General features: G+C 68.1%; 20 protein-coding genes. 9 read left to right on the top strand and 11 right to left on the bottom strand.

Features of this window, described 5'->3' with window-relative positions:
- Positions 1-105 precede the first annotated feature (105 nt).
- From Psi02_RS19505 to glgP, 3 genes are all read right to left on the bottom strand, one after another.
- Complete coding sequence (locus tag Psi02_RS19505) at positions 106-1,626, bottom strand: HNH endonuclease signature motif containing protein (RefSeq protein ID WP_203976120.1); 1,521 nt, start codon at positions 1,624-1,626, stop codon at positions 106-108.
- A 16-nt stretch (positions 1,627-1,642) separates the two neighbouring features.
- The gene (locus Psi02_RS19500; RefSeq protein ID WP_203976118.1) at positions 1,643-1,888 is read right to left on the bottom strand and encodes a hypothetical protein; all 246 of its coding nucleotides are present in this window, start codon (positions 1,886-1,888) and stop codon (positions 1,643-1,645) included.
- A 1,105-nt stretch (positions 1,889-2,993) separates the two neighbouring features.
- Entirely contained in the window at positions 2,994-5,591 is a 2,598-nt protein-coding gene (glgP, locus tag Psi02_RS19495; RefSeq protein WP_203976116.1) for an alpha-glucan family phosphorylase, read from the bottom strand.
- 536 nt (positions 5,592-6,127) lie between these two features.
- Between glgP and Psi02_RS19490 the strand changes: the two genes are divergently transcribed.
- From Psi02_RS19490 to Psi02_RS19455, 8 genes are all read left to right on the top strand, one after another.
- Entirely contained in the window at positions 6,128-8,185 is a 2,058-nt protein-coding gene (locus Psi02_RS19490) for an alpha-1,4-glucan--maltose-1-phosphate maltosyltransferase (RefSeq protein ID WP_203976114.1), read from the top strand.
- Positions 8,186-8,216: 31 nt separating this feature from the next.
- Entirely contained in the window at positions 8,217-9,950 is a 1,734-nt protein-coding gene (treS, locus tag Psi02_RS19485; protein WP_239094999.1) for a maltose alpha-D-glucosyltransferase, read from the top strand.
- Entirely contained in the window at positions 9,947-11,296 is a 1,350-nt protein-coding gene (locus tag Psi02_RS19480) for a maltokinase N-terminal cap-like domain-containing protein (protein WP_203976112.1), read from the top strand. Before treS ends, Psi02_RS19480 begins: the two co-directional genes overlap by 4 nt.
- Positions 11,297-11,366: 70 nt before the next feature.
- Positions 11,367-13,511, top strand: a complete 2,145-nt coding sequence (gene glgB / locus Psi02_RS19475) for a 1,4-alpha-glucan branching protein GlgB (RefSeq protein WP_239094998.1) — start codon at positions 11,367-11,369, stop codon at positions 13,509-13,511.
- 390 nt (positions 13,512-13,901) lie between these two features.
- On the top strand, positions 13,902-15,593 hold the full coding sequence (gene sppA, locus Psi02_RS19470; protein ID WP_203976093.1) for a signal peptide peptidase SppA: 1,692 nt from the start codon (positions 13,902-13,904) through the stop codon (positions 15,591-15,593).
- A 17-nt stretch (positions 15,594-15,610) separates the two neighbouring features.
- Positions 15,611-16,141 (top strand): GNAT family N-acetyltransferase, encoded by a 531-nt coding sequence (locus Psi02_RS19465; protein WP_203976437.1) that lies wholly within the window; start codon positions 15,611-15,613, stop codon positions 16,139-16,141.
- 133 nt (positions 16,142-16,274) lie between these two features.
- Positions 16,275-16,829, top strand: a complete 555-nt coding sequence (locus tag Psi02_RS19460) for an RNA polymerase sigma factor (RefSeq protein ID WP_203976091.1) — start codon at positions 16,275-16,277, stop codon at positions 16,827-16,829.
- On the top strand, positions 16,826-17,677 hold the full coding sequence (locus tag Psi02_RS19455; RefSeq protein WP_203976089.1) for a hypothetical protein: 852 nt from the start codon (positions 16,826-16,828) through the stop codon (positions 17,675-17,677). The genes Psi02_RS19460 and Psi02_RS19455 overlap by 4 nt, the downstream gene beginning before the upstream one ends.
- Positions 17,678-17,743: 66 nt before the next feature.
- On the opposite strand, the gene Psi02_RS19450 is transcribed toward Psi02_RS19455, so the two are convergent.
- From Psi02_RS19450 to Psi02_RS19430, 5 genes are all read right to left on the bottom strand, one after another.
- A complete protein-coding gene (locus Psi02_RS19450) occupies positions 17,744-18,367 on the bottom strand; it encodes a flavin reductase family protein (protein WP_239094996.1) in 624 nt (207 codons plus the stop codon).
- A gap of 256 nt (positions 18,368-18,623) precedes the next feature.
- Entirely contained in the window at positions 18,624-19,538 is a 915-nt protein-coding gene (locus Psi02_RS19445) for an ABC transporter substrate-binding protein (RefSeq protein WP_203976087.1), read from the bottom strand.
- Between the two features lie 36 nt (positions 19,539-19,574).
- The gene (locus Psi02_RS19440; protein ID WP_203976085.1) at positions 19,575-20,237 is read right to left on the bottom strand and encodes an ABC transporter permease; all 663 of its coding nucleotides are present in this window, start codon (positions 20,235-20,237) and stop codon (positions 19,575-19,577) included.
- Positions 20,234-20,911, bottom strand: a complete 678-nt coding sequence (locus Psi02_RS19435; protein WP_203955669.1) for an ABC transporter permease — start codon at positions 20,909-20,911, stop codon at positions 20,234-20,236. Before Psi02_RS19435 ends, Psi02_RS19440 begins: the two co-directional genes overlap by 4 nt.
- Complete coding sequence (locus Psi02_RS19430; RefSeq protein ID WP_203976083.1) at positions 20,908-21,984, bottom strand: ABC transporter ATP-binding protein; 1,077 nt, start codon at positions 21,982-21,984, stop codon at positions 20,908-20,910. The genes Psi02_RS19435 and Psi02_RS19430 overlap by 4 nt, the downstream gene beginning before the upstream one ends.
- A gap of 323 nt (positions 21,985-22,307) precedes the next feature.
- Here Psi02_RS19430 and Psi02_RS19425 point away from each other — a divergent pair, with 323 nt between their 5' ends.
- Complete coding sequence (locus tag Psi02_RS19425; protein WP_203976081.1) at positions 22,308-23,561, top strand: RNA polymerase sigma factor; 1,254 nt, start codon at positions 22,308-22,310, stop codon at positions 23,559-23,561.
- Between the two features lie 233 nt (positions 23,562-23,794).
- Here Psi02_RS19425 and Psi02_RS19420 read toward each other — a convergent pair whose 3' ends face one another.
- The 3 genes from Psi02_RS19420 to Psi02_RS19410 all read right to left on the bottom strand — a co-directional run bounded on the left by Psi02_RS19420 (position 23,795) and on the right by Psi02_RS19410 (position 26,443).
- Positions 23,795-24,967: a lipid-transfer protein gene (locus Psi02_RS19420; RefSeq protein ID WP_203976079.1), complete on the bottom strand. Its 1,173-nt coding sequence runs from the start codon at positions 24,965-24,967 to the stop codon at positions 23,795-23,797.
- A 127-nt stretch (positions 24,968-25,094) separates the two neighbouring features.
- Complete coding sequence (locus tag Psi02_RS19415; protein ID WP_203976077.1) at positions 25,095-25,520, bottom strand: MaoC family dehydratase; 426 nt, start codon at positions 25,518-25,520, stop codon at positions 25,095-25,097.
- A complete protein-coding gene (locus Psi02_RS19410; protein ID WP_203976075.1) occupies positions 25,520-26,443 on the bottom strand; it encodes a Zn-ribbon domain-containing OB-fold protein in 924 nt (307 codons plus the stop codon). Before Psi02_RS19410 ends, Psi02_RS19415 begins: the two co-directional genes overlap by 1 nt.
- Positions 26,444-26,478: the final 35 nt, after the last annotated feature.

Below are 26,478 nucleotides of genomic sequence, written 5' to 3'. Positions count from 1 at the left end.
ACGATGGCGGCCGATGACAGCGCCACCTCACCGGTTGGCCCTAGTGTCCGATCTGCGTGTCCGATCTGCGCGGGCCGGCGCACGCGAAGCCCGCCATGCCCGTGATCAAGGCGCGTTCGGGCCGCGCGCGCCCGCCGTTGTGGTGTTCATGGCGTCGGCGGATGCGGCTCGTGCGGGTGATGGTCTGCGGGAGGTGTGTCGAGGTCCCGTCCGGGTGAAAGCCCAGCGGTCCTTACCTTCGGGACGGCGCTCGTAGCGGTGAGGACGGCGATAGCGATCACGGTTGTGGAACTGACAGGCCGGACCCAGCATCCGCAGGTCCGTCCTACCGCCGTCGATCCAGTTGTCAGCGTGGTCGATCTGGCACATGGTGGCCGGAAGCGGGCAGCCATCGACCCAGCAAGTGGCATAACGGGCGAAGACCGCTCTGCGCTGAGCCCAATTGGCCAGGCGCGCCGTACGACCCATATCCAGGACCTGACCGTCGGCATCCATCACCAGCCGCACCAGTGCTGAGGTCCGCGCGAGCCGAGCCACATCATCAGACGACAACAACTCCCCCGTGGCCAGAAGCAACCCCGGCATCGCCCACCCCAGACCTGACAGCCCCGATGGCCTCTCCCCAGGGGCCGGCCATGGTCCAGATTCACGTTCACCTCCAGGACCACTCCCGGCACCGCCTCCAGAGCCGCTCGTGGCACCGCCTCCGGGGGCACGTCCAGACGCGGCCCCAGGTGTATGCCTGAATGCGGAACCAGACGGCTTCATCTCTCCGGGGTCGCCTGCATCAGCCGCCGGCGGAGCATCCCCATGGCCATGCCCGTCTGCGGGGCCGTCCTTTCGTCTGCCAACAGGACCACCAGTGGGATCGGCGGCAGGGTCAGACGGGTGATCCTTGGGGAGGGATTCCACGTTGACCAGGACGAGCAGCTCAGTGGTGATCTTGCTCTCGAGGAGGACCATGAGGGCGTCCGCATTGCGGACCCGCAACGGGCGGTCATCATCATCGGTCTTCGGTTGGGCATAGGCGTCCAGCCAGGTCCGCAACCGGGCCGCCGCCTCTCGGGGAAGCCGGAACTCCCCTTCTATTCCGCCTGAACCGGTCGGACGGACCTGGAGATACCGGCCCGCATAGTCGGCGTCCCTCTCCTTGCCTGCCTGCCCCGGGTCCAGCATTTCCCGCAGATATCGGCCTGCCTTGGCCACCTCGGCCGGGGTCGCCCGGTCCGCCAATGAGACGAGGATCGACTCGGCGATCTCCGCCTGCTCATCGGAGAGACCACTTGTCGCGGCGCAGATCGCGCCGACCTGCCCCTCCGACAGACTGCCCTCGGCGAATCTCACTCGGACCACATGCAGACGAGCCAGTTCCGTCGCAAGCTTGACCAGGTGGGACGCCGATCCCACGCTCGTTCCGCAGGCTCCCTGAAGCCAGGTCCGGGTGCTGGCATGCCCATGAGCTTTGGCCTCGCCCGCACGATGCACCCGGCCCACGCGGGCGGAGATCGCCGAAATCAATCGGTCTCGCGCGAAAAGCAATTCCTGTGATTGCTCCAGACAGGTCGACGGCGAGTCCGGCACTTCAGCCAACGCCAACGCGGACAACACTTCGACAGCCCTGACCACAAGGTCATCCGACCCTTCAGATCCGGCAGCCGAAGCCCGCGTGTCGGACGAGCGGTCCGGGCCGGAGGTGGGCGAGCTCGAGGTGGCCGAGGCCGAGGTAGACGAGCTTGAGGTGGCCGAGGTGGTGGACGAGGCCGAGGTCGACGAGGCCGGCACAGGAAAGACCGCATCGGGAGGATCCGGCGCAGACGGCTCCGAATCCGTCGAGTCGGAGCCGGGAGAGTCCCAGAAGAACGAGCCGGCGGCATCCGAATCCGGCCACGGATCAGTCACCGGCGGGGAACTCAATGCCGAACTGCCGTCGGACGACCACGACCTCGCCCGGGCCGTCACCTCGGCCCACCACTCCGAACCGCACGGCATTTCCCCTGCACCGGAAGAAGATGAGGGGTGCCCCCCTCGCGTTTCAGCCACGCCAACCCCCTCCAGCAATCGAAAATCTGATCCAATAATCTCACGGAGAGTAATCGCTCGGCTACATTTTTCGAACAGAATTTCTATCTGGTGGATGACGGCTTGTTCGGGTAGTGCGGTGGGATTCGGCGTGCTCGCCACCGTCGTCGGACGGCTGCACGCACACGACCCGACGTGCAGCCCGATGGAGCGGACTACGGCCGAGAATTATGGACCGGGTCTAGCGAGTCCACGATTGACGCATCGGGGCACAACGACCGCTCTTCGGATGCGGCCGGGGCCGCGCATGATCACAAACGCGGCTACGACTGGTCGACACGCATCCATCGAGGCCGCGCGCGGCAATAGCCGCAGGCGCGACTGCGAGGCGTCGATCTTGGCATACAGGCACTGATGCGTGCGGTCGAGGCGGTGAGACGCGAGCTCGTGCATGATCACGCCGTTGAGGGGACGGCGCGAAGCGGCTTCATCCGTCACGGCAAGGAACCGCACGTATGAGCCCAGCCGGAACATGCGCCAGTGATGGGCGATTCGCCTCAGTGAGCTGGTGCGGCGATCTCGCGTGAGCATCCCGGTGTCGAGTACGGCGGATACCGCACAAATTCATCCCGGTCGCAGGTGTGGTGGTCGCGCACAAGCATCCTGGTAAGCAGGTGCGGCGATCTCGCGTGAGCGTCCCGATGTGCACGTGTGGCGATCTCGCATGGACATCCCGGCGACGGGTACGGCGATCCCCCACAACCCATCCCGGGTGAACAGGTGCGGCGAGCTCGCATAGACGTCCCCGGTCACGGGTACGGCGGATCCCGCGCAAACTCATCCCATACCGGATGTGGCGATCTCGCACAACGACGAGACCGCCACCTCCGGCGACGCACCGCCGCCCCGCCACCCGGTCACCCGTCGACGTCACACGGCGGCCGCTGACCGACGTGCGGTCAGAATCTGCTCCTCTAGCGGAGGGTTCCGTTGGTCATCCCCGCCGGCTCCTCCGGAGCGGAGACGAGACCGAGTTCCGCGGGCGACGCCATGAGCGGATGGAAGGGCACCACGCGGACGGTGTAGCCGAAGGCCCCCGTGCGGTCCAGCGGCAGGTCTCCGGTGTAGTACGCCCTGCCGTCGTCGTCGACCGAGTCGGCCTTGAGGGTCACGTAAGTGGGCGAGATCAGCTCGTCGTGCGGTCCGACGCGGCCGTAGGCCGCCTGCACCTGGACGTCGTCGGCGGACAACTCGCCCAGCGCGATGGTCGCCCGCAACTCCAGCCGCGCCCCGAGCTCGGGAGCGTCCCCGATCCCCGCGGCCTCGACGTGCTCCACGCGGATCCCGGGCCACGCCTGGGTGAGCCTCAGCTTCCACGCGGCGAACTGACGGGCGTTCTCGTACCCGTCCGCCACGAGCGCGCGGGCGGAGCTCGCGGCCGGCGTGTACAGACCGACCACGTAGTCGTGCAACATCCGGCCGGCGAGCACCTTGGGCCCGAGCGAGCTGAGCGTGTGCTTGACCATCTCCAGCCACCGCCGGGGCAGGCCGTCGGCGGCGCGGTCGTAGAAGCGGTCGGCGACCTCACGCTCGATGAGGTCGTACAGGGCCGTCGCCTCCAGCTCGTCGCGCCGCTCGGGGTCGGTGACGCCGTCGGCGCTGGGGATGGCCCATCCGTTGTTGCCGTCGAACCACTCGTCCCACCATCCGTCGCGGATGGAGAGGTTGAGGCCGCCGTTGAGCGCGGCCTTCATACCGGACGTGCCGCAGGCCTCCAGCGGCCGCAGCGGGTTGTTCATCCAGACGTCGGAGCCGGTGACCATGAGCCGGCCGAGGGTCATGTCGTAATCGGGCAGGAAGACGATCCGGTGCCGCACGTCCTCCTGGTCGGCGAACCGGACCATCTGCTGGATGAACTTCTTGCCGCCCTCGTCGGCCGGGTGGGCCTTGCCCGCGATCACGATCTGGACCGGCTTGTCGGGGTCGAGGAGCAGGCTCTTCAGCCTCTCCGGGTCCGACAACATCAGTGTGAGCCGCTTGTAGGACGGCACGCGGCGGGCGAACCCGATCGTCAGCGCGTCGGGATCGAGCGCCTCGTCGACCCAGCCCAGCTCCGCCTCCGCGGCGCCCCGCTGCCGCCAGGACTGCTTGATGCGCTTGCGGGCCTCTGTCACCAGGTGGGCCCTGAGCCTGCCCCGGATCGACCAGATGTCGGCGTCGGAGAGCTTCCGCACGGCATCCCAGCCCTGCGACATGTCGATCAGGGAGGGCAGCTCGTCGCCCGCGAGCTCCATGACCTCGCGGCCGACCCAGGTTGGGGCGTGGACGCCGTTGGTGATCGAGCCGATCGGCACCTCCTCGACGTCGAAGCCCGGCCACAGGCCCTTGAACATCTCCCGGCTGACCTCGCCGTGGAGCTCGGAGACGCCGTTGACCCGCTGGGCGAGTCGCATGCCCATGACGGCCATGTTGAAGACGGCCGGGTCGGAGTCGGGGCCCTCGGGCTCGGCGCCGAGCTGGAGGATGCGGTCGACGCTCACCGTCGGCCAGGCGTTGGACCCGCCGAACTGCCTGGCGATCATCTCGGTCGGGAACCTGTCGATCCCGGCGGGGACCGGCGTGTGCGTGGTGAACACGGTGCCGGCCCTGACGGCCTCGAGGGCCTCGTCGAAGGACAGGCGCGCCTCGGTGAGCTCACGGATCCGCTCGATGCCGAGGAATCCCGCGTGGCCCTCGTTGGTGTGGAACACCTCGGGCTCCGGGTGGCCGCTGATCCGGCAGTACGCCCGCAGAGCGCGGACGCCGCCCACGCCGAGCAGCAGCTCCTGCATGAGCCGGTGGTCGCCGCCGCCGCCGTAGAGACGGTCGGTCACGTCCCTCGCCGCGGCGTCGTTGTCGGAGATGTCGGAGTCCAGCAGGAGCAGCGGGACCCTGCCGACCTGGGCCACCCAGATCTGGGCGTGCAGCGTGCGCGAGCCCGGCAGGCCGATCCCGACCCGAGCGGGCGTGCCGTCCGCCTCCTTGAGCAGGGTGAGCGGCAGGCCACCGGGGTCGAGCGACGGGTAGTGCTCCTGCTGCCACCCCTCGGGCGAGAGCGACTGGGAGAAGTAGCCGTGGCGGTACAGCAGGCCGACGCCGAGGATCGGCACGCCGAGGTCGCTCGCCGCCTTCAGGTGGTCGCCCGCCAGGATGCCCAGGCCGCCCGAGTACTGCGGAAGGGCGGCGGCGATGCCGTACTCGGGGGAGAAGTAGCCGATGGCGGCGGGGCCGCCTTCCTGCGACTGGTACCACCGGGGAGCGGTCATGTACTCACGGAGGTCGTCGGCCGCGTCGGCCAGCCGGCGGAGGAAGCGCCGGTCCTGGGCGAGCTCGCGCAGCCGGTCGGCCTCCACCGCGCCGAGAAGGGCGACGGGGTCGTGGTCCACTCGCTCCCAGACCTCGGGGTCCACCTCGGCGAACAGGTCCATGGTCTCCGGGTGCCAGGACCAGCGGAGATTCCGGACCAGCTCGCCCAGCGGCTCGAGCTGCGAGGGAAGGACGGTGCGGACGGTGAACCTGCGGATAGCTCTCACGGGGCCAGACCCTAGTTACTCAGCGCCACGACGCGCGACCGAAACACTCTGTCCGATGCGGGGATGCCCGCGGGCGCGACACTCCCCTGGGTTTCTTGCATAAGCGCTCTCACCACTAACAAACCTGCTCAAACCTCACAAAACTACACTGGCTCAGGTGAATCCCACCGGCGATGCTACGGCCCGCCCACGTGTGCTCGCTCACCACAGAGCGGCCACCCGAACACGCCGTGCAGTCTTTCCGTCGGCAGGGGTAAGAGGGGACTATTGGGGCACTCCCTGTAGGAGCGAAGGTTCCCCGTGACGGGCTCCTCGATGTGCCGCCTCCGGACGGCACAGGCGCGCGACGGCACGACCAGCAGGACGACCAGCAGGACACCGCACCACCCCGGCACCACCTGAGAATGATCCCGCGCGGCCGGATCGGCCGCGTCACGTGAACGCTCGGGCAACCCCGGAAATCGACCTGATTGATCCATTGAGAAGATCTTGAAAATCCGGCGGCACCGGGCGTGCCGTCGCTAACGTGAGTGACGATGATCGGAAGAATCCCAATCCAGGACATCCACCCCGTCGTCGACTGCGGGCGCAGGCCCGCGAAGGCGGCCGCGGGTGAGACCTTCGAGATCAGCGCCACCGTGTTCCGCGAGGGACACGACGCCGTGGCCGCCGGGGTCGTGCTGATCGACCCGAGCGGGGCGTCGAGGCGGCTGCTGCGCATGCGGGAGGTCGCTCCGGGCACCGACACGTGGAGCGTGGAGGTGACGCTGCCGGCCGAGGGCCTGTGGCAGTTCCGCGTCGAGGCGTGGAGTGATCCCATCGCCACGTGGATGCACGACGCGGAGATCAAGATCCCGCGCGGCATGGACGCGGACCTCATGTGCGAGGAGGGCGCCCGCCTCTTCGAGCGGGCGGCGAGAGCCGTACGCGCCGTCGACTGCAAAGACGAGGCCGGGGCCGATCCCTGTGGGCACAGGGCCACGCTGCTGGCGATCGCCGAACGCCTGCGGGACGACCGCGTCGATCCGCGTGCGCGCTTCACCGTGGCGCAGCTGCCGGAGACGGCCGCGCTGGTCGCGGCGCATCCGCTGCGGGACCTGGTCTCACGGTCCAGCAGGGGCCGGGTGCAGGTGGACAGGCGTCGGGCGCTGTTCGGATCCTGGTACGAGTTCTTCCCCCGGTCGGAGGGGGCGGTGGCCGAAAGGGACAGCGACCCCAAGGTCGCCCCCAAATCCGGAAATTTCCGGAGTGCGGCGAAGCGACTGCCGGCCGTCGCCCAGATGGGGTTCGACATCGTCTATCTGCCACCGATCCACCCGATCGGCACGCAGTTCCGCAAGGGACGCAACAACACCCTCACTCCGGAGCAGTACGACCCCGGCTCACCGTGGGCGATCGGCTCCGAGGACGGCGGGCACGACGCGATCCACCCGGACCTCGGGACGTTCGAGGACTTCGACGACTTCGTGGCCAGGGCGAGGGATCTGGGCATGGAGATCGCCCTGGACCTCGCGCTGCAGTGCTCCCCCGACCACCCTTGGGTGAAGGAGCATCCCGAATGGTTCAACATCCGGGCCGACGGGACGATCGCGTACGCCGAGAATCCGCCCAAGAAATACCAGGACATCTATCCGCTGAACTTCGACAAGGACCCCGAGGGGATCTTCGCCGAGGTCAAGCGGGTGGTACGGCTCTGGATGGATCACGGCGTCCGGATCTTCCGCGTGGACAACCCCCACACCAAGCCGGTGAACTTCTGGGAACGGCTGCTGGCGGACATCAACGCCACCGACCCCGACGTGCTGTTCCTCGCGGAGGCGTTCACCCGGCCCGCGATGCTGCAGACGCTCGCCAAGATCGGGTTCCACCAGTCGTACACCTATTTCACGTGGAAGAACTCCAAGACCGACGTGGAGGACTACCTCGGGCAACTCGCCCACGAGACCTCGCATTTCCTGCGCCCGAACCTGTTCGTCAACACTCCGGACATCCTGCACGAGTACCTGCAACACGGCGGGATGCCCGCCTTCAAGATCAGGGCGGTGCTGGGCGCGCTGATGGCGCCGACCTGGGGCGTCTACTCTGGCTATGAGCTGGCCGAGAACGTCCCGGTACGGCCCGGCAGCGAGGAATACCTCGATAGTGAGAAATATCAGTACAAGGTGCGGGACTGGGCGGCGGCCGAGCGTGAAGGACGGAGTCTTGCCCCGTTCATCACGCAACTCAATTTGTTGCGAAGAGCTCACCCGGCACTCCAGGAATTGCGTAACCTACGGTTTCATAGCGTCGACCAGCCGGATCTGATCTGCTTCTCCAAGCGACTGCCCGGCGCCTACGACACGGCCACACGACGGCACGGCATAGGCGATGTGGTACTGGCCGTCGTCAATCTGGATCCGCACAACACCCATGAGGCGACTGTCCGGCTGGACATGCCCGCACTCGGTCTCGACTGGCAGGACCAGTTCGTCGTCCACGATGAACTGTCGGGCGAGTCGTACCACTGGGGGCAGGCCGACTTCGTGCGCCTCGACCCGCACGTCAATCCCGCACACGTCTTCACGCTCCGCCACGGGTCAGTGCTCCGCCCGTGAGCGCGGCCCTGCACATCCGGGGAGTCCACAGGTGAGCTCGACACCTCAGCCCAGCCAGCACCAGCCCATCCCGAACACCTTCACGCACGAGAAGCCGCGGGATCAGTACTGGTACAAACGGGCTGTCTTCTATGAGGTGCTTATCCGCGGCTTCGCCGACTCGAACGGGGACGGCACCGGCGACATCCGCGGGCTGATCGACAAGCTGGACTACATCCAGTGGCTCGGCGTCGACTGCCTCTGGCTCCTGCCGCTGTACGAGTCCCCGCTCCGTGACGGCGGATACGACATCGCCGACTTCATGAAGATCCTTCCTGACTTCGGCGACCTGGGCGACTTCGTCAGGCTGGTCGACGAGGCGCACAAGCGCGGCATCCGCGTGATCGCCGACCTCGTCATGAACCACACGAGCGATCAGCACCCCTGGTTCCAGGCGTCCCGCAACGATCCCGAGGGCCCGTACGGCGACTTCTACGTCTGGAGCGACACCGACGAGAAGTACCAGGACGCCCGGATCATCTTCATCGACACCGAGTCCTCCAACTGGAGCTACGACCCGGTGCGGCAGCAGTACTACTGGCACCGCTTCTTCCACCACCAGCCGGACCTCAACTACGAGAACCCGGCCGTGCAGGAGGCCATGCTGGAGGTGCTGCGCTTCTGGCTGGACCTCGGCATCGACGGCTTCCGGATGGACGCCATCCCCTACCTGTTCGAGCAGGAGGGGACCAACTGCGAGAACCTGCCCGAGACCCACGCCTACCTGAAGCGGGTCCGCACGGAGATCGACCGGCTCTATCCCGACCGCGTGCTGCTGGCCGAGGCCAACCAGTGGCCCGCCGACGTGGTGGAGTACTTCGGCGACCCGGTGACCGGGGGCGACGAGTGCCACATGGCCTTCCACTTCCCGCTCATGCCCCGCATCTTCATGGCGGTCCGGCGCGAGTCCCGCTACCCGATCTCGGAGATCCTGGCCCAGACGCCGAAGATCCCCGAGAACTGCCAGTGGGGCATCTTCCTCAGGAACCACGACGAGCTCACGCTCGAGATGGTCACCGACGAAGAGCGCGACTACATGTACTCGGAGTACGCCAAGGACCCGCGCATGCGGGCGAACGTGGGCATCCGCCGCCGCCTGGCGCCGCTGCTCGACAACGACCGCAACCAGATCGAGCTGTTCACCGCCCTGCTGCTCAGCCTGCCCGGGTCCCCCGTGCTCTACTACGGCGACGAGATCGGCATGGGCGACAACATCTGGCTGGGCGACCGCGACGGCGTCCGCACGCCGATGCAGTGGACCCCCGACCGCAACGCGGGCTTCTCCGACTGCGACCCCGGCCGCCTCTACCTGCCGGTCATCATGGACCCGATATACGGATACCAGGCGATCAACGTCGAGGCCCAGCAGAAGAGCGCCAGCTCGCTGCTGCACTTCACCAAGCGCATGATCGAGATCCGCAAGCGCCACCCGGTGTTCGGCCTGGGCGACTTCACCGAGCTCAATTCGTCCAACCCGAGCGTGCTCGCGTTCGTCAGGGAGCTCGGGGACGACCGCGTGTTGTGCGTCAACAACCTCTCGCGCTTCCCGCAGCCGGTGGAGCTCGACCTGCGCAGGTTCGAGGGATCGATGCCCGTCGAGTGCATGGGCGGAGTTCCTTTCCCGCCGATTGGCGAGCTTCCGTATCTTTTGACGCTTCCGGGGCATGGGTTCTACTGGTTCACACTGCCCGTACCTTCGAGGGCGGTCGGCGCGAAGGAGGAGTGACGACTTCACTTCAGGAGCTCCTGGCCGGCTGGATCACCGGACAGCGGTGGTTCGCCGGCAAGGGGCGCGCGATCGATGACCTGGCCGTCGACACCCTGACCGAGCTGGATCCGGGCGACCCGGCGCTGGTCCACGCCCTCGTGTCCGTACGGCAGGGCGAGCGGAGCACGCAGTACCAGATCCCGCTCGGCCTGCGGGCGCAGGTGCCCGACCGGCTGAAGCACGTCCTGATCGGGTCGTGCGACTGGCAGGGCCGCCGGATGTGCGCCTACGACGCCGCCCACGACGCGTCGCTGACGTCCCGGCTGCTGAACGGCATGGACTCCGAGCTGCGGGTGCGGCCGCTCGGGTTCCACCGGGTGCCGGGCACCTCGATCGACACCTCGCAGCGGAGCCTCGTGCTGACCGCCGAGCAGTCCAACACGTCGCTGGTCTACGGCGACATGTACATCCTCAAGCTGTTCCGCCAGATCACGCCCGGCCTCAATCCCGAGCTCGAGGTGATCACCGCGCTCGCCGGAGCGGGATCGGCCCACGTCGCCAGGCCGTACGGCTGGATCGAGACGGAGCTGGACGGCGAGGCCACGACTCTGGCGATCATGCAGGAGTACCTGTCCAACGCCAACGAGGGCTGGACGATGGCGCTCACCAGCGTCCGCGACCTCTACGCCACCGCGCAGGGCATGCCGGCGGAGGACGCGGGCGGGGACTTCGCCGCGGAGGCGTTCCGCCTCGGGACGGCGACCGCGGAGGTCCACGCCGAGCTCGCCGGGGCCTTTCCCACGGGAGTGATCGAACCTCCCGAGATCAAACGGATGACCGAGCGCTTCCGGCGGCGCCTGGAGAAGGCCGTCGTCGAGGTGCCCGCGCTGGCCGGGCACGCGCACGTGGCCTACGAGGCGTTCGACCGGCTGGCCGACCTCGACCAGGAGATACCGGTCCAGCGGGTGCACGGTGACTATCACCTCGGCCAGGTCATGCGCACGCCGGCCGACTGGGTGGTGCTCGACTTCGAGGGCGAGCCGGGCCAGCCGCTCGCCGACCGCCGGGCTCTGGACTCGCCCCTGCGCGACGTGGCGGGCATGTTGCGCTCGTTCGAATACGCGGCCCGGCACCTGCTGGCGGGTCACCCGCGCGCGGGTTCCCTGGAGAGACGGGCGCAGGAGTGGGCGGCGCGGAACCGGGCGGCGTTCCTCGCGGGCTACTCGGAGGCCGGCGGCGGGATCCGCGGCCACGACGCGGTCTTCCTGCGGGCGCTCGAGTTGACCAAGGCCGTGTACGAGGTCGTGTACGAGGCGCGTAACCGTCCTTCGTGGTTGCCCATCCCCCTGTCCGCGTTCAGCTGAGATCGTCACGGATCTCTGCGTATCTACCGATTTGTTGGGACCTCGGATGGTTCTAGGGCAGGGTAAAGAAATGGACTTGGACCGGCTGGCCGGCGGGGCGCACCACGACCCCCACTCGATTCTCGGCGCGCACCTCGAGCAGGACGGCGTGACGATCAGGGCCCTCCGGCCCTTCGCCGAGAAGGTCGAGGCGCTGATCGACGGCCGGCCGCACGAGCTGCACCACACGAGTTTCGGGGTCTTCGAGGTCACGCTTCCCGGTGTGGACAAGATCCCCGACTACCGGCTGCGGGTCGCGTATCCGGGTGCCGAGCCGTACGAGACGGGTGATCCGTACCGTCACTGGCCGACACTGGGCGAGATCGACCTGCACCTCATCGGCGAGGGACGCCACGAGCGGCTGTGGGAGGTGCTGGGCGCGCGCGTCCTGCGCCACGAGGACACCGACGGCACGGCGTTCGCCGTATGGGCGCCCAACGCCCAGGGTGTGCGGGTGATCGGCGACTTCAACCACTGGAACGGCGGCGGGCACCCGATGCGCTCGCTCGGCCGTTCGGGCGTGTGGGAGCTGTTCATCCCCGACATCGGGACGGGCTCCCGCTACAAGTTCCAGATCCTCGGGATGGACGGCGTGTGGCGGGAGAAGGCCGACCCGATGGCCCGCCGCACCGAGGTGCCCCCGGCGACCGCCTCGATCGTCGAGCAGCCGGACTACGCCTGGCGCGACGAGGAGTGGCTGGCCGACCGCGCGGGCCGCGACGCCCTGGCCGAGCCGATGAGCACCTACGAGGTCCACCTCGGCTCGTGGCGGCCGGGCCTGTCCTACCGGGAACTGGCCACCGAGCTGGTCTCCTATGTGAAGGACATGGGCTTCACGCACGTGGAGTTCCTGCCGGTGGCCGAGCATCCCTTCGGGGGGTCGTGGGGCTACCAGGTGACGTCCTACTACGCCCCGACGTCGCGGTTCGGCTCGCCCGACGACTTCCGCCATCTGGTCGACGAACTGCACCAGGCGGGCATCGGCGTGATCGTCGACTGGGTTCCCGCGCATTTCCCCATGGACGAGTGGGGGCTCGCGCGCTTCGACGGCACGCCGCTCTACGAGCACGCGGACCCGGCGCGCGGCGAGCATCCCGACTGGGGGACCTACGTCTTCGACTTCGGCCGCCGCGAGGTCCGCAACTTCCTGGTCGCCAACGCGCTGTTCTGGCTGCGGGAGTTCCACATCGACGGGCTGCGGGTGGACGCCGTGGCCTCGATGCTCTACCTGGACTACTCGCGCCGCGAGGGCGAGTGGACGCCCAACATCCACGGCGGCAGGGAGAACCTCGACGCGATCGAGTTCCTCAAGGAGATGAACGCCGTCTGCTACCGCGAGGTGCCGGGGATCGTGACGATCGCCGAGGAGTCGACGGCCTGGCCCGGTGTGTCACGACCTGTCCACCTCGGGGGGCTGGGCTTCGGCTTCAAGTGGAACATGGGCTGGATGCACGACACCCTCAACTACCTGGCGCGCGAGCCGGTCTTCCGGCAGTACCACCATCACCAGATGACCTTCTCCCTCATGTACGCGTACTCGGAGAACTTCGTGCTGCCCCTCTCGCACGACGAGGTGGTGCACCTGAAGGGGTCGCTGCTGGGCAAGATGCCCGGTGACGAATGGCAGCGTTTCGCCAACCTCCGGGCGCTCTACGCGTTCATGTGGGCCCACCCCGGCAAGCAACTGCTGTTCATGGGCGGCGAGTTCGGCCAGGGCGCGGAATGGTCGGAGTCGAAGGGGCTCGACTGGTGGGTGCTCGACTTCGACTTCCACAAGGGTGTGCAGCGCCTGGTCCGTGACCTGAACCGGGTCTACCGGGACACGCCCGCGCTGTTCACGCAGGACGCCACCCCGGACGGCTTCCGCTGGATCGACGCCGACGACGCCTCGGGCAACGTCTTCTCCTTCCTGCGGTACGGCACGGACGGCTCGATGCTGGCCTGCGTCGCCAACTTCTCCGGTGGGGCACACGAGAACTACCACCTCGGCCTCCCGGTGGGCGGCCGCTGGGAGGAGATCGTCAACACCGACGCCTACGAGTACGCGGGGAGCGGCGTCGGAAACCTCGGCACCGTGGACGCCGTGGACACCCCCCACCACGGCCTGCCGTACTCCGCCCGCCTGCGTGTCCCCCCACTGGGCGCCGTCTGGCTGAGGAAGCACCCCACCCCGTGATCATGCACAAGTTCGGGCACATCCCGTCCGACCAGCCCCAACCTCCCGCGTGATCATGCACAGGTTCGGGCACATGCTGTCCGATCAGCGGAAACCCCGCCCGTGATCATGCACAAGTTCGGGCGCATGCCGTACGACCAGCGGAAACCCTGGCGGTGATCATGCACGGATTCGGCGGGCGGCAGGCCGACGTGGCGCTTCGCCGTACGTGATCATGCACGACACAACGGGGTGCATGATCACGGAACGCGTCACCCCAGCCGAGGGAGGGTCTACGCGAATCCGTGCATGATCACGAAAGCGATAAGCCCAGGTCCGGCCACTGATCCACGAATGTGTGCATGATCACCACCAAGGCCGGGGGCGGCGGCGTCGCCTATGGTGACATTTATGGACGCGACACAGGCCATCATGGAGACCGTCGACAGGCTTCGGCAACGCCGTACCGCGGCACTCGTGCTGGAGCTCGATCTCACCGAGGGGTTGTCCGAGGGACCGCCCGCCGACCCGCTCGGCGCCTTGCTGTCCATGCGCAGAGCCCGCCTGACCGACGTGTTGTCCGGCCTCAGGCGCGCCCGAACCGACCCCCGGGTCAAGGCCCTGATCGTGAAGATCGGCGGCAACCCGCTGGGTCTGGGCATGGTCCAGGAGTTACGCGCCGCCGTACTGAAGCTGAGGGCCGCGGGGAAGCTGACCATCGCGTTCGCGGAGACGTTCGGCGAGTTCGGCGCCGGGACCGTTCCGTACTACCTGGCCAGCGCGTTCGAGAAGGTGTACCTCCAGCCGTCGGGCGACGTGGGCCTGACCGGCATCGCACTCGAACAGCGCTTCCTGCGGGACGCGCTCGCCAAGGCCGGGGTGGAGTATCAGCTCGGCCAGCGCCATGAGTACAAGACCGCGGCCAACATGTTCACGCAGAACCGCATGACCGAGGCGCACCGCGAGTCCACGGCCCGCATCGCGGAGTCGGTGACCGAGCAGATCACGGCGGGCATCGCCGAGGCGCGTTCGCTCGAACCCCAGCGGGTGCGCGAGCTCATCGACCAGGGGCCGTTCCTGGGACCGGAGGCGGTGGAGGCCGGCCTGGTGGACGCCCTCAAGTACCGCGACGAGGTGTACGCCGAGGCGGTCAAGGACGGCGCCCATCTGCTGTACGTGTCGAGGTACGCGAAGGCGGCGCTGGCCAAGCGGCTGCCCCACCCCGGCGAGAACGTGATCGCGCTGGTCCACGGCACCGGCGCCATCCGGCTCGGCCGCAGCGGCCGTTCACCGCTCGGTGGTGGTGGCGCCATGGGCTCCGACACGATGTGCGCGGCGCTCCGCTCCGCCCGCCGGGACGACAAGGTCAAGGCCATCGTGTTCCGCGTGGACAGCCCCGGCGGGTCGTACGTCGCCTCGGACGCGATCTGGCGTGAGGTCGTCCTCGCCAGGCAGGCCGGCAAGCCGGTGATCATCTCGATGGGCGACGTCGCCGCCTCGGGCGGGTACTTCGTCGCGATGGGCGCGGACGTCATCGTCGCGCAGCCGGGCACGCTGACCGGCTCGATCGGCGTGTTCGGCGGCAAGCCGGTCGTCGGTGAGCTGCTGGGCAAGCTCGGCGTGGTCACCGAGGCGGTCTCCGAGGGCGCCAACGCCGGCATGTTCTCGCCGGTACGGGAGTTCTCCGACGCCCAGTGGGCCAGGGTCAACAGCTGGCTGGACCGGATCTACGACGACTTCGTCGGCAAGGTGGCGCAGGGACGCGGCCTGACCAGGGAGCGGACGCACGAGCTCGCCAGGGGCAGGGTCTGGACGGGGGCCGACGCGCGGGAAGCGGGTCTGGTGGACGAGCTCGGCGGCGTCGAGGACGCGCTGAGCCTCGCCCGTAAGAAGGCCGGGTTGTCGAAGGACACCCAAGTACGGACATATCCGCGCATGCATCCGCTGGAGCGGCTGCGCCCGCCTGAGTCCAGCGAGGACAGGTCCGCCGCGCTCGCCAAGGTGCGGCTGGAGGCATGGGGCCCGATGGCCCGTCTGGCGGGCGAACTCGGCCTCCCGGCCTACGGCCCGCTGGTGCTTCCCGGCTGGTGGACGATCCGCTGAGCCGGCGTCCGCGTGCCATGAAGATCGTCACCACACACACCGCGGACCTGGACTCCGCCACGCTGCGGGAGGCACGCGCCCTCCTCGACGACGTCTTCCAGGGAGACCTGGACGATCACGACTGGGATCACTCCCTGGGCGGCGTCCACGCCCTGGTCTGGGAGGGAACGGACCTGGTCGCGCACGGGTCCGTCGTCCAACGGCGCCTGATGCACGGCGGCCGGGCACTTCGCGTGGGATACGTCGAGGCCGTCGGCGTACGCGCGGACCTGCGCAGGCACGGGTACGGCGCGGCCGTGATGGCCGCGCTGGAACGGGTGATCCGCGGCGCGTACGACATGGGTGCGCTGAGCAGCGCGGACGAGGCCATCGGCTTCTACGCCGCGCGCGGCTGGAGGCTCTGGCTCGGGCGGACGTGGGCGCTCACGCCGGACGGAGCCCGGCGGACGGAGGAGAACGACGGCGGCGTCTACGTCCTGCCGGTGACGGTCGCACCGGATCTGGCCGGCGATCTCACGTGTGACTGGCGGGACGGCGACCTCTGGTAGCCCCGCGGCCTCGGCCTTCGCGCGGCGCGGGATCAGCTTCGTGGTGGTGAAATGCCACGCCGGCTGCCGGACATGTGCCCGGTGTCAGCTTCCGCGCGAGACGCCGTGACCCGGCGTACGCCTAAGGAGAGAGATGCCGCCCCCTGATGAGAAACGGCGCAGGTTCGAGGCGATCTACGCCGCCAACCACGACCCGGTGCTCGGGTACGTGTTACGCCGCACCGCCAACCCCCACGACGCCGCCGACGTCCTCGCCGAGACGTTCCTGACCGCCTGGCGGCGGCTGGACGACGTGCCGCCTGACGAGCAGACCAGACCATGGCTGTACGGCGTGGCCCGGCGTGTGCTCGCCAATCACCGAAGGGGCGAGCGACGGCGCCTGGCGCTCGGCGACCGGCTCAGGTCCGATCTCGCCGACGAGCATGCCGGCGAGGTGCCCGCGGACCTCCGCCCGATCATGGAGGCGCTGGACTGCCTGCCCGAACGCGACCGGGAACTCCTGACGCTGGTCGGCTGGGAGGACCTGGACGCCGGCCAGATCGCCACGGTGCTCGGCTGCTCGCGCAACGCCGTACGGATCCGGTTGCACCGCGCCCGCCGGCGCTTCACCCGCGAGCTGGAACGTCGCGGCGCCCTGTTCGAAATGCCGATGCACCAGGTCCGGGTGGCGAATGGAGACCACGTATGAATCCCGAACTGCTGATCAGAAAGGCCGCCCCCGTGACCGACGAGGAGGTCTCCACCATGGTCAGCCCTCTGACGAGGACGGACCTGGCCGAACGGATCATGGCCACCACCGTCGAGGAGGCCCCCCGGAGAGTGTCGCCCCGGCGCCGTCTGCTGCTGGGCGTCGCCGTGGTGGGCGTGACGGCCGCCGCGGCGGTCGTCGTGACGTCCTCCGCGACCCCCGGCCAGAAGGTCGGCCCCCTGCAGGTCGGGCCGCCGAGCGCCCAGGCCGCGGCCCTGTCGTTCAGCCGCGATGGCGACTACCTGATCGTGAAGGTGAAGGACCCGGTCGCCGATCCGGCCCGCTACCGGCGGGAGTTCGCAGCAAGAGGACTGGACGTCGACCTCACCCTGGAGCCCTCCTCCGCGAACAGAGCCGGCTCGGTGCTCATGATGGGGGGCGACGAAGAAGGCAACGACGTGCGGATGATCACGGCGGAGGGCGCGTGCGGGCCGTACACCTGTGGCGTGGGCGTCAAGATCCCGGTGTCCTTCAAGGGACATTTCAGCGTCGTCTTCGGGCGGGTCGCCCTGCCGGGCGAGCACTACAACACCGGCGAAGGAGACGTGCCCGGTGAGGGTGTCGGACTGAGCGACGTCCAGGGCCGCACGGTGGCCGACGTGCTCGCCGAGGCCGCCAGACGGGACATCACCCGGATCGAGTACCGCTACGAGGAGGACGGCTCCGACCAGCCGTACCCGAACGGGATCCCGGCCGACAAGGTCGAGCAGGACTGGTACGTCCACAACGCGCTCGCGGGCAGCGACGGCCAAGTGATCATCTTCGTCGGCCCCGACCCCCAGGGCTAGGGTTCCAGGGCTGGGGCTCCGGGGCTGGGGCTCCGGGGCTGGGCCTCCGGGGCTGGGGCTCCGGAGCTAGGCCTCCGGGGCGGCCTTGATCCCAGGCACGGGCCGATAGCGGCCGCGGAGCCGTACCAGCGGGGCCTTCGAGACGTCGACATAGGCGACGCCGAGAACCTGGCCGATGAAGAGCGTGTGGTCGCCGGCCGGGACGACCCGCGTGGTCTCGACCTCGAGCGCGGTGACTCCACCATCGATGACCAGGGCTTCGCTGTGGTCCCCGCGATGGTGGGGAGTGCTCGCGAGGAGCAGCCGGGCGCTGGGCCGTCCGGGGGTGGCGAACCTCGACGCGATCGCCTGCTGGCCGTCCGCGAGGAGGCTGGCCGCCCACCGGTCGTTGCGGAGCAGCACCTCGGTCAGGTAGCTGCTGGAGTCGAGGCTGACCAGGACGAGGGGCGGGGCGAGGGACACCGACAGGAGCGTGGCCACGGTGGTGCCAAGGTCGTCGCGACCGTCCTTGACGGTGACCACCCCCACCCCCGCGGGCACCTGCCCCATGGCCTCGGTGAACACACCCCCGCCCCTTCCCGTCGTGATCATGCACAGGTTCATGGATGTGCAGGTCCACAGGTTGATGATCATGCACAGGTTCGGGTGGATGTACTCCCACCTGCCCGAACCCGCGCCGTGATCATGCACATGTTCGCAGACTTGCGCCCCGGCCTGCGCATTTCCAGTCCGTGATCATGCGCAAGTTCTGCGACGTACGGCCCGGCCTGCGATTTCAGTGCCCGTGATCATGCACTGTCAGCACAGTGCATGATCACGAACGCCATTCCCCCACGTCGGCGGACCAGTTTACGAATCCGTGCATGATCACGAAATGTGTTCACGCAGGTGAAGCCGCCTTTCCGCGAACCTGTGCATGATCACGCGGAAAAAGGGAGGGGTGCGGTTAGAGAAGGCCGTTCTGGGTCAGCCAGTCCTTGGCGACCACGGGCGGGTCGTCCTTGTCCACGGAGATCCGCTTCATCAGGGACAACAAGGTGTCCGTGGTGAGCTTGCCCGAGACCGCGTTGAGCGTCGAGGTGACGGTGCCGTCGACCCCGGCCTTGTAGACCAGGGGCGTGACGTTGTCGGAGCCGAACGCGTTCTTGGTGTCCTGCAGCGAGACCAGGTCGTTCAGCACGATCTTGGGGTCGGTGGTGAACACGTTGCCCACCTGGATCGTGCCGCTCTTGATCGCGTCAGCGGTGGTGTCACCCGTCGGCTTCCACTCCTTGAACTCCAGGCCGTAGACGTCCTTGAAGTTCTGCTCCTGCCGCTCCTTGAACTCCGGCGGACCGCCGACGATGTAGTTCTTGGACACCTTGGCCAAGTCCTCGATCGTGGTGAGCTTGTCCTTGGTCGCCGTCTCCTTGGTGACCGTCAGGGAGTTGTTGTCCTGGGCCTCGGATGGGTCGAGGACCCCGAGCTCGGCCGGAAGCTTGGCCTGCAGCCCGGCGACGATCTCGTCCTTGGTCTTCGCGGTGCTCGTCTTGTCGACGAAGGCCAGCAGCGAGCCGATGTACTCGGGCACGACCGTCAGGCCGCCACTCTTGACCTGGTCGTAGACGACCTCACGAGTGCCGATGTTGGGCTTCTCCTCGACGGTGACGCCCTTGGCCTGGAGAGCCTGCGCGTAGATCGAGCCGAGCAGGATGCTCTCGGGGAAGTTGAACGAGCCGACGACGACCTTGGCCGACGTTCCGGCCGAAGTCGCCGGCGCGTTCGACGGCGTGGCGGAGGTCAGCGGATCGGAACCTCCACACGCGGATAGGGTCAGCGCCGCGGTCACGGCGACCACGGCGGCGGTGAGGATGCGTTTCATCAAAAATCCCTTCACAATCGGGAGGTAATAGGGAGATTAGCGGACCTGTCGCACTCCTGGGGAGACGACCACCCGGTTGAGCAGCGTGAAGCCCAACTGGACGGCCAGCGCGAGGAGCGCGATGAGTACCGCTCCCCCGATCACGTCCGAATATGTCTTGGTCGCCAACCCGTCGATGATGAACCGCCCGAGCCCGCCGAGGCCGACGAAGGCCGCGACGGAAGCGGTCGACACCACCTGGATGGCCGACAGCCGCAGACCCAGCAGGATCAGCGGCAGCGCGCTGGGAGTCAGCACTTTGAACAGGACCTGGCGCCCCCGCAGGCCCATGCCGTACGCCGCGTCGCGCAGGTCGGCGTCGACCCCCCGCACGCCCTCGTAGGTGTTGACGAGAATCGGCGGGACGGCCAGGACGACCAGAGGAATCAGGACCGGCAGAACGGTCCCCACCCCGATCAGCAGCACGACCAGCACGAGGAGTCCGAGCGTGGGCAGGGCGCGTGCGGCGTTCGCCGAGACCACGACGATGAAGGCGCCGCGGCCGGTGTGACCGATCAGCAGACCCAGCGGAGCGGCGATCACCGCCGCGATGAGGAACGCGGCGGCCGAGAACTCGAGGTGCTCGAGGATGCGCGTGGGAATCCCGTCGGAGCCGGACCAGTTGGCGGCGTTGCCGAAGAAGTCGATCAGCCAGTTCACGCCGTCCTCCTCCTCGCCCGCGACCACGGGGTGAGCAACCGCTGCGCGAGCACGAGCAGGCCGTCGGACAGTACGGCGAGCAGCACGATGAGCACGATCCCCACGACGATCGGCGTGTAGAACTGCCGCTGCCATCCGTCGATGAAGAGGTTGCCCAGGCCACCCTGGCCGATCAGCGCGCCCACGCTCACCAGGCTGATGCTGGAGACCGTCGCCACGCGCAGGCCTCCGAGGACCACGGGCACGGCGACGGGCAACTCGACCTGGAGGAGGCGGCGCAGCGGCCGGAAGCCCATCGCCACCGCCGACTGCCGCACATGCTCCGGCACGGAGCCCAGCCCGTCGACCACGGCGGGGATCAGAACCGCCAGCGTGAAGAAGGTCAGCGGGATGATCACCGTCGACTGCGTGAGCCCGGTGACGGACAGGAAGATCGAGAACAACACGAGCGACGGCAGGGAGTAGACGACGTTCATCAGCCCGGCCGTCGGCTGGTAGAGCCAGCGCCACCGCGCGCACGCGACCCCGAGCGGCAGCGCGATCAGCAGCCCGAACACCACCGGCAGCAATGCCATCACGACGTGGCTCTCCAGAAGCGTCTTGATGGCCGATGGGCCGCCGTTGTCCCAGTTTCTGGCGATCCAGTCCCAGCGGACCAGCGGCTCGTCGTTCATGACTCCGCCCGCCTCGGATCGGTCACCGGGACCTCTCCGTCAGACTCGCGAGCCTGCTCGTCCGGCCCTGTGGCGTGCCGGCGGAGGACCTCGTCCAGCGCGTCCCGCGTCGCCACCCCGATCACGTGGCCGTCGCCGTCCACGGCGATCGCCGTGCCGTTCGGCGAGAGCAGCGCCGCGTCCAGCGCCGCGCGCAGCGAGTCCCTCTCGGGGTCGAAGATTCCGTACGGCAGGAGCCCGCCATTCGATCGCCATCCGAGAGGCCGGGTGTCGTCGTCCACCACGAGATCGGCGGGAGCGGAGCCGAGCCGTACCCCCTTGGCGGGCACGAACGACAGCCGCCGGATGCCGCGGTCCTTGCCGAGGAACTCGCGGACGAAGTCGTCGGCCGGTTCGCTCAGCAGCGTGGCCGGACCGGCCATCTGGGCCAGGTGCCCGCCGACGCGGAGGACGGCGACCGTGTCCCCCAGCTTGATCGCCTCATCGATGTCGTGGGTGACGAACACGATCGTCTTGTGCAGTTCCGACTGGAGGTGGAGCAGTTCCTCCTGAAGGCTCGCCCTGACGATGGGGTCGACGGCGCTGAACGGCTCGTCCATGAGCAGCACGGGCGGATCGGCGGCCAGGGCGCGCGCGACCCCGACACGCTGCTGCTGGCCTCCGGACAGCTGGAAGGGATAGCGCCCGGCGAGCCTGGAGTCGAGGCCGACCAGCTCCAGCAGCTCCATCGCCCGCGCGCGGGCCTTCCTCTTGTCCCAGCCCAGCAGGTACGGCACGGTCGCCACGTTGTCGACGATCTTGCGGTGCGGGAAGAGCCCCGCCTGCTGGATGACGTAGCCGATGCCGCGGCGCAACGTCGGCGGATCGATCGCGCGGACGTCCTGGTCGTCGAGCAGGATCCGGCCCGAGGTGGCGTCGATCATGCGGTTGATCATTCGGAGCGAGGTGGTCTTCCCGCATCCGGACGGGCCGACGAAGACCGTGATCGCGCCCGTGGGCGCCTGGAGGCTGAGGTCGTCCACCGCCACCGTTCCATCGGGGTAGCGCTTGGTCACGCCTTCGAATGTGATCACACGTACCTCGTCCCTCGACAGCAAGCGATCACGACAACAGGCCGGGCGGCATCGGTGTTCCCGGGATCGACTCCCGTGGGCCTTCTCGGCCGCCGCGCCCACCGTGTGCCGCCCGGTCACATGACGTGCCCGTCAGCCTACGGGGCACTCGTCCGATCTGTCCCGTCCAGTCGACGATTCACCGACATGATCAATATGAGAATTCCAACACCGGAATATCTATCAATAGGGCATCTATTAGTGCGCTCGACCACGTTGTCTTGGCATGATTACGCTCAAGAATCCCTCCAGCCCCTCCACTACGAATCAGAGGAGAGCCGGTCGTGTCCTCATCGCTCACCGGTCAGCGCTCGCGGAGCGAGCTGATCGCCGAGCTCTACGAGCGTCACGCCGCCGGGCTGTTCGCGTACTGCCACGACCAGCTGGGCGAGTCGACATCCGCGGGTGACGCCGTGGTCGCGGTGTTCACCGGCGTCCCGACGGCCGAACCGCCACCCCGTGCCGCCCTGTACGCCCTGGCTCGTCGCGAGATCTACCGCAGGGACGTCAGCTACGCCCTGCCTTCCGTCGACTCCGTCGCCGACCCGGCCACCGCGCTGATCGAGCGGGTCTTCCGTGACATCCGGCCCCACCAGCGCGAGGTGCTGCTGCTGTCGGCCGTCTGCGGGCTGGACACCCCTGAGATCGCCGTCGTCCTCGACGTCGCCGCCGACACCGCGGAGGAGCTCACGTTCGGGGCGCAGCGGCGCTTCGTCCAGACTCTCGAGACCGCGACGGCGGCCGCCCGCTCCGCCCCGTACGTCGCCGCCGACGTGGCGGAGGTCTACGACGCGATCGGGGTGGCCCCCGTCGCGGACATCCTCGCCCGCCTGCCCTGGCGCCGTCCGGTCGCCGCCGTACGCGGCCGCGTGTTGTCGTCGCTGGTCCTCGAAGAGTCGGGCATGGTCGACGGCTCCCTCAAACTGTCCGCCAAGAAGTTGTGGCCCACGACTCCCACCTGGCCGTTGCCCCTGAGCAACCCGAACCAGGCGACGGACACCGTCCTGGTGCAGACCGACCCGGCTCCGGCATCGGAGCCGAGGCGCAGGGCCAAGCACGAGGCCATGACCGAGCCCATGCCCAAGGTGCGAGGGTCGATCCTCAACGCGCTCGGCGACAGCCGTACGCGCCGGAGGCGGGCACCCGAGCCGGCGCCGACGGCTTCCGCCTCGGTGCCGACGGCTTCCGCCCCGGTGCAGGCCGATGCGACCTTCGACGCCTTCCGCCCGGCCGAGCCGGAGGCCGCGCAGGACACCGAGATCTCGAATACCCCGGTGGCCGAGGCTCTGGTGGCTGCGCCGCCGGCGCCCCCCGCCCCTGCCGAGACGGACCTGCCGGAAAACGAGCCGGCGGCAACCGTGGAGGCCGAGACACCGGAGCAGCAGGCGACCAAGCCCGGGGCTCGCCTCAAGAAGCGCAAGAAGGCCAAGTCGGGTGAACGCCACTACGACTGGTTGTGGGAGCTCGTGGGCTTCCTGATCTGCCTGGCCATCGCCTTGATCGTGTTCTTCAGCGTCCCCACGATCGTCACCCACTAAGCCCGGCGCGATCCAAGCCCAGCGCGATCCAAGCTCGGCGTGATCATGCACAGGTTCGGAGAGTTGCCCGCCGACCTGCGCAAACCCCACGCGTGATCATGCACAGCTTCGTGATCATGTCACATGACCTGCGCTAACACCCGCCGTGATCATGCACAAGTTCGCGATCAAGGCCCCGCACCTGCGGCAATGATGTTCGTGATCATGCACGGAAAGGCTTTCGCGCCGCCGCCTCACCCCTGCGACAGGATGAGGCCACTCGTGGGGACCCCCGTACCGGCCGTGACGAGGACGTTCTGCACGCCTGCGACCTGATTTACGGCGGTCCCCCGGATTTGCCGTACAGCTTCCGCTATGCCGTTCATGCCGTGAATGTAGGCCTCGCCGAGCTGGCCCCCATGCGGATTGACGGGCAGATGGCCGTCGATCTCGATGCCCCCGTTCTGGATGAAATCCTTCGCCTCACCGTGGCCGCAGAATCCGAGTTCCTCGAGCTGATTAAGAACAAATGGCGTGAAATGATCATAAATGATGGCCGTCTGAATTTCTGATGGAGAAAGCCCGGATTTCTCCCATAATTTACGGCCGACTACTCCCATTTCCGGAAGACCGCTCATGTCATCTCGGTAATAGCTCGTCATCATCATCTGCCCCGAACCCGACCCCTGGGCGGCCGCCGCGATCACCGCGGGCGAGCGACGAAGATCCCTGGCACGCTCGGCGGCGGTCACCACCAAGGCCACGGCGCCGTCGCTCTCCTGGCAGCAGTCCAGCAGATGCAGCGGATCGACGATCCACTTCGATGCCTGATGCTCGGCCAAAGTGATCGGACGCCCATAGAACCAGGCGGCCGGGTTCGTCGAAGCATGCCGCCGCATGGCCACCGCCACTCGGCCGAAATCTTCGGACGTAACGCCATATTGGTGCATATACCGGCGCGCGAACATGGCGACCCAGGCCGCAGGCGTTATCAGCCCGTACGGCACGTGCCAGCTCATTTCGAGCCCCTGAGAGGACGGCTCGCCACTGAGCCTCGCATTGGGCTGGCCGAAACGCCGGCCCGACCGTTCGTTGAACGCGCGATAACAGACCACGACCTCGGCGGCCCCCGTCGCGACCGCCATTGCGGCATGCAGAACCGTGCCGCAGGCGGCGCCACCGCCGTAATGCACTCGGGAGAAGAAGGACAGATCGCCGATGCCCACCTCGCGGGCGACGGCGATCTCATCGTTGGAGTCCTGCGTGTAGGTGACCATGCCGTCCACATCGGACGGCGAGAGCCCCGCGTCGTCGAGCGCGGCGAACACCGCTTCGGCGGCGAGTTGCAACTCCGAGCGCCCGGACTCCTTGGAGAACTCCGTCGCGCCGATGCCCGCGACAGCCGTACGGCCGGACAGGGAGCTCATGGACTCACCCCTTCTGCATGATCACGAAAACGGTCGGTGCAGGTCAATGACGTTGATCGCGAAAGTGTGCATGATCACGGCGAGGGTTGCCGCAGGTCATGCGACATGATCACGAACTTGTGCATGATCACGCGCGGGGGTTGGCCAGGTCGGCGGGCAACTCTCCGAACCTGTGCATGATCACGGCGGAGGCGGTGACGTGGGGGCCGAGGCTCACCGCGCCCGTCACCTCGATGACGGCCTCGTTCTCCTCGACGGTCGCCACCGTGCCGGAGAAGGTCAGGGTGTCGCCCGCATAGGCGGGTACGCCGAGCTTCACCTTGATGCCCCGGAACAGGGCCTCGGGGCCGGCCCAGTCGCTGACATATCTCTCGACCAGGCCGATCGTCGTGAGGATGTTCAGGAAGATGTCCTTCGACCCCTGCGCCTTGGCGAGGTCGGGGTCGTGGTGGACGGGCGTGAAGTCCCTGGTCGCGATCGCGGTCGAGATCACGACTGTGGGTGTCAGCTCGATCGTGAGGGGCGGCAGCGCGCTTCCGGCGACGACCTGCATCACACCGCCTCCTGGATCGGGACCCACATCGGCAGGGTCAGTTCGTCGTCCATCTCCTGATAGGTCACCCGCACAGGCATGCCGACATACACGTCCTCGATGGGGTATTGCACGATATTTCCGACCATCCGTACCCCTTCGGGAAGCTCCACCACGGCCACCACGAACGGCGTCTCCCGCCCGGGCACGGCCGGATGGTGGTGCACCACGTAGCTGTAGACCGTCCCCGTGCCGCCCGCCACGATGTGCGTCCGCTCAGCCGACCGGCACGACGGGCAGACCGGTCCCGGCGGGTGCCTCAGCTCTCCGCACGCGCCGCATTTCTGAATCCGCAGCTCACCCTGCCGCACGCCGTCCCAGAAGAATCGGGTGTCGCCGTTCACGGCCGGCGTCAGCGGGTACGGCTCCCGCTTCACCTTCTCCACCGGGCGAAGCGGCTGGAACTTCAGCAGCCGGAACATCATCTCGGCCACCGGTTCGTCCCCCGAGAACCATGTGACGTTCCAGGTGACGAAGTAGCCCTCTCCGAGCGCGGTCCGCTTGGGCCCCACCATGTCCAGCATGCGGGTGCTGGAGGTCAGCTCCTCCCCCATCGAGAGATAGCGGTGGTAGGTGTGCTCGCAGTTGGTGGCCACGACGCCCGTGTATCCGGACTGGTCGAGCGCGTCGAAGACGTCGTCCATGGCCCTGCGGAACTCCTTGGCCGGGTCCCGGCTCAGTCCCTCCATCGACCACACCTGGATCATCGCCGGAGGGGCCACCGCGTCCTGGCCCGTATAGGCGGGGTTGCGGTCCCCCATCGCCTCGGTCCAGTGGCTGGTCATGATGGCGTTCACGGGGTGGGGGGCCGGGTGGCGGGGGCCGTCCCCCGCCGCGACCGCCTTGTCCGCGAGCGCCATGAGATGGTCCCGCAGTTCGGTCATCGCGCCTCCTCGTCCCTTCGAAAACAGACCCGTCC

Source organism: Planotetraspora silvatica, assembly GCF_016863315.1.
Classification (GTDB): Bacteria; Actinomycetota; Actinomycetes; order Streptosporangiales; family Streptosporangiaceae; genus Planotetraspora; species Planotetraspora silvatica.
This window is presented reverse-complemented; position numbering and strand designations above follow the sequence as displayed.

Excerpts from the sequence above, each read along its gene's own strand:
- Psi02_RS19490 (WP_203976114.1), top strand. The coding sequence starts at position 6,128 with ATGATCGGAAGAATCCCAATCCAGGACATCCACCCCGTCGTCGACTGC.
- glgB (WP_239094998.1), top strand. The coding sequence starts at position 11,367 with ATGGACTTGGACCGGCTGGCCGGCGGGGCGCACCACGACCCCCACTCG.
- sppA (WP_203976093.1), top strand. The coding sequence starts at position 13,902 with ATGGACGCGACACAGGCCATCATGGAGACCGTCGACAGGCTTCGGCAA.
- Psi02_RS19465 (WP_203976437.1), top strand. The coding sequence starts at position 15,611 with ATGAAGATCGTCACCACACACACCGCGGACCTGGACTCCGCCACGCTG.
- Psi02_RS19460 (WP_203976091.1), top strand. The coding sequence starts at position 16,275 with ATGCCGCCCCCTGATGAGAAACGGCGCAGGTTCGAGGCGATCTACGCC.
- Psi02_RS19455 (WP_203976089.1), top strand. The coding sequence starts at position 16,826 with ATGAATCCCGAACTGCTGATCAGAAAGGCCGCCCCCGTGACCGACGAG.
- Psi02_RS19445 (WP_203976087.1), bottom strand. The coding sequence starts at position 19,538 with ATGAAACGCATCCTCACCGCCGCCGTGGTCGCCGTGACCGCGGCGCTG.
- Psi02_RS19435 (WP_203955669.1), bottom strand. The coding sequence starts at position 20,911 with ATGAACGACGAGCCGCTGGTCCGCTGGGACTGGATCGCCAGAAACTGG.
- Psi02_RS19420 (WP_203976079.1), bottom strand. The coding sequence starts at position 24,967 with ATGAGCTCCCTGTCCGGCCGTACGGCTGTCGCGGGCATCGGCGCGACG.
- Psi02_RS19415 (WP_203976077.1), bottom strand. The coding sequence starts at position 25,520 with ATGCAGGTCGTCGCCGGAAGCGCGCTGCCGCCCCTCACGATCGAGCTG.
- Psi02_RS19410 (WP_203976075.1), bottom strand. The coding sequence starts at position 26,443 with ATGACCGAACTGCGGGACCATCTCATGGCGCTCGCGGACAAGGCGGTC.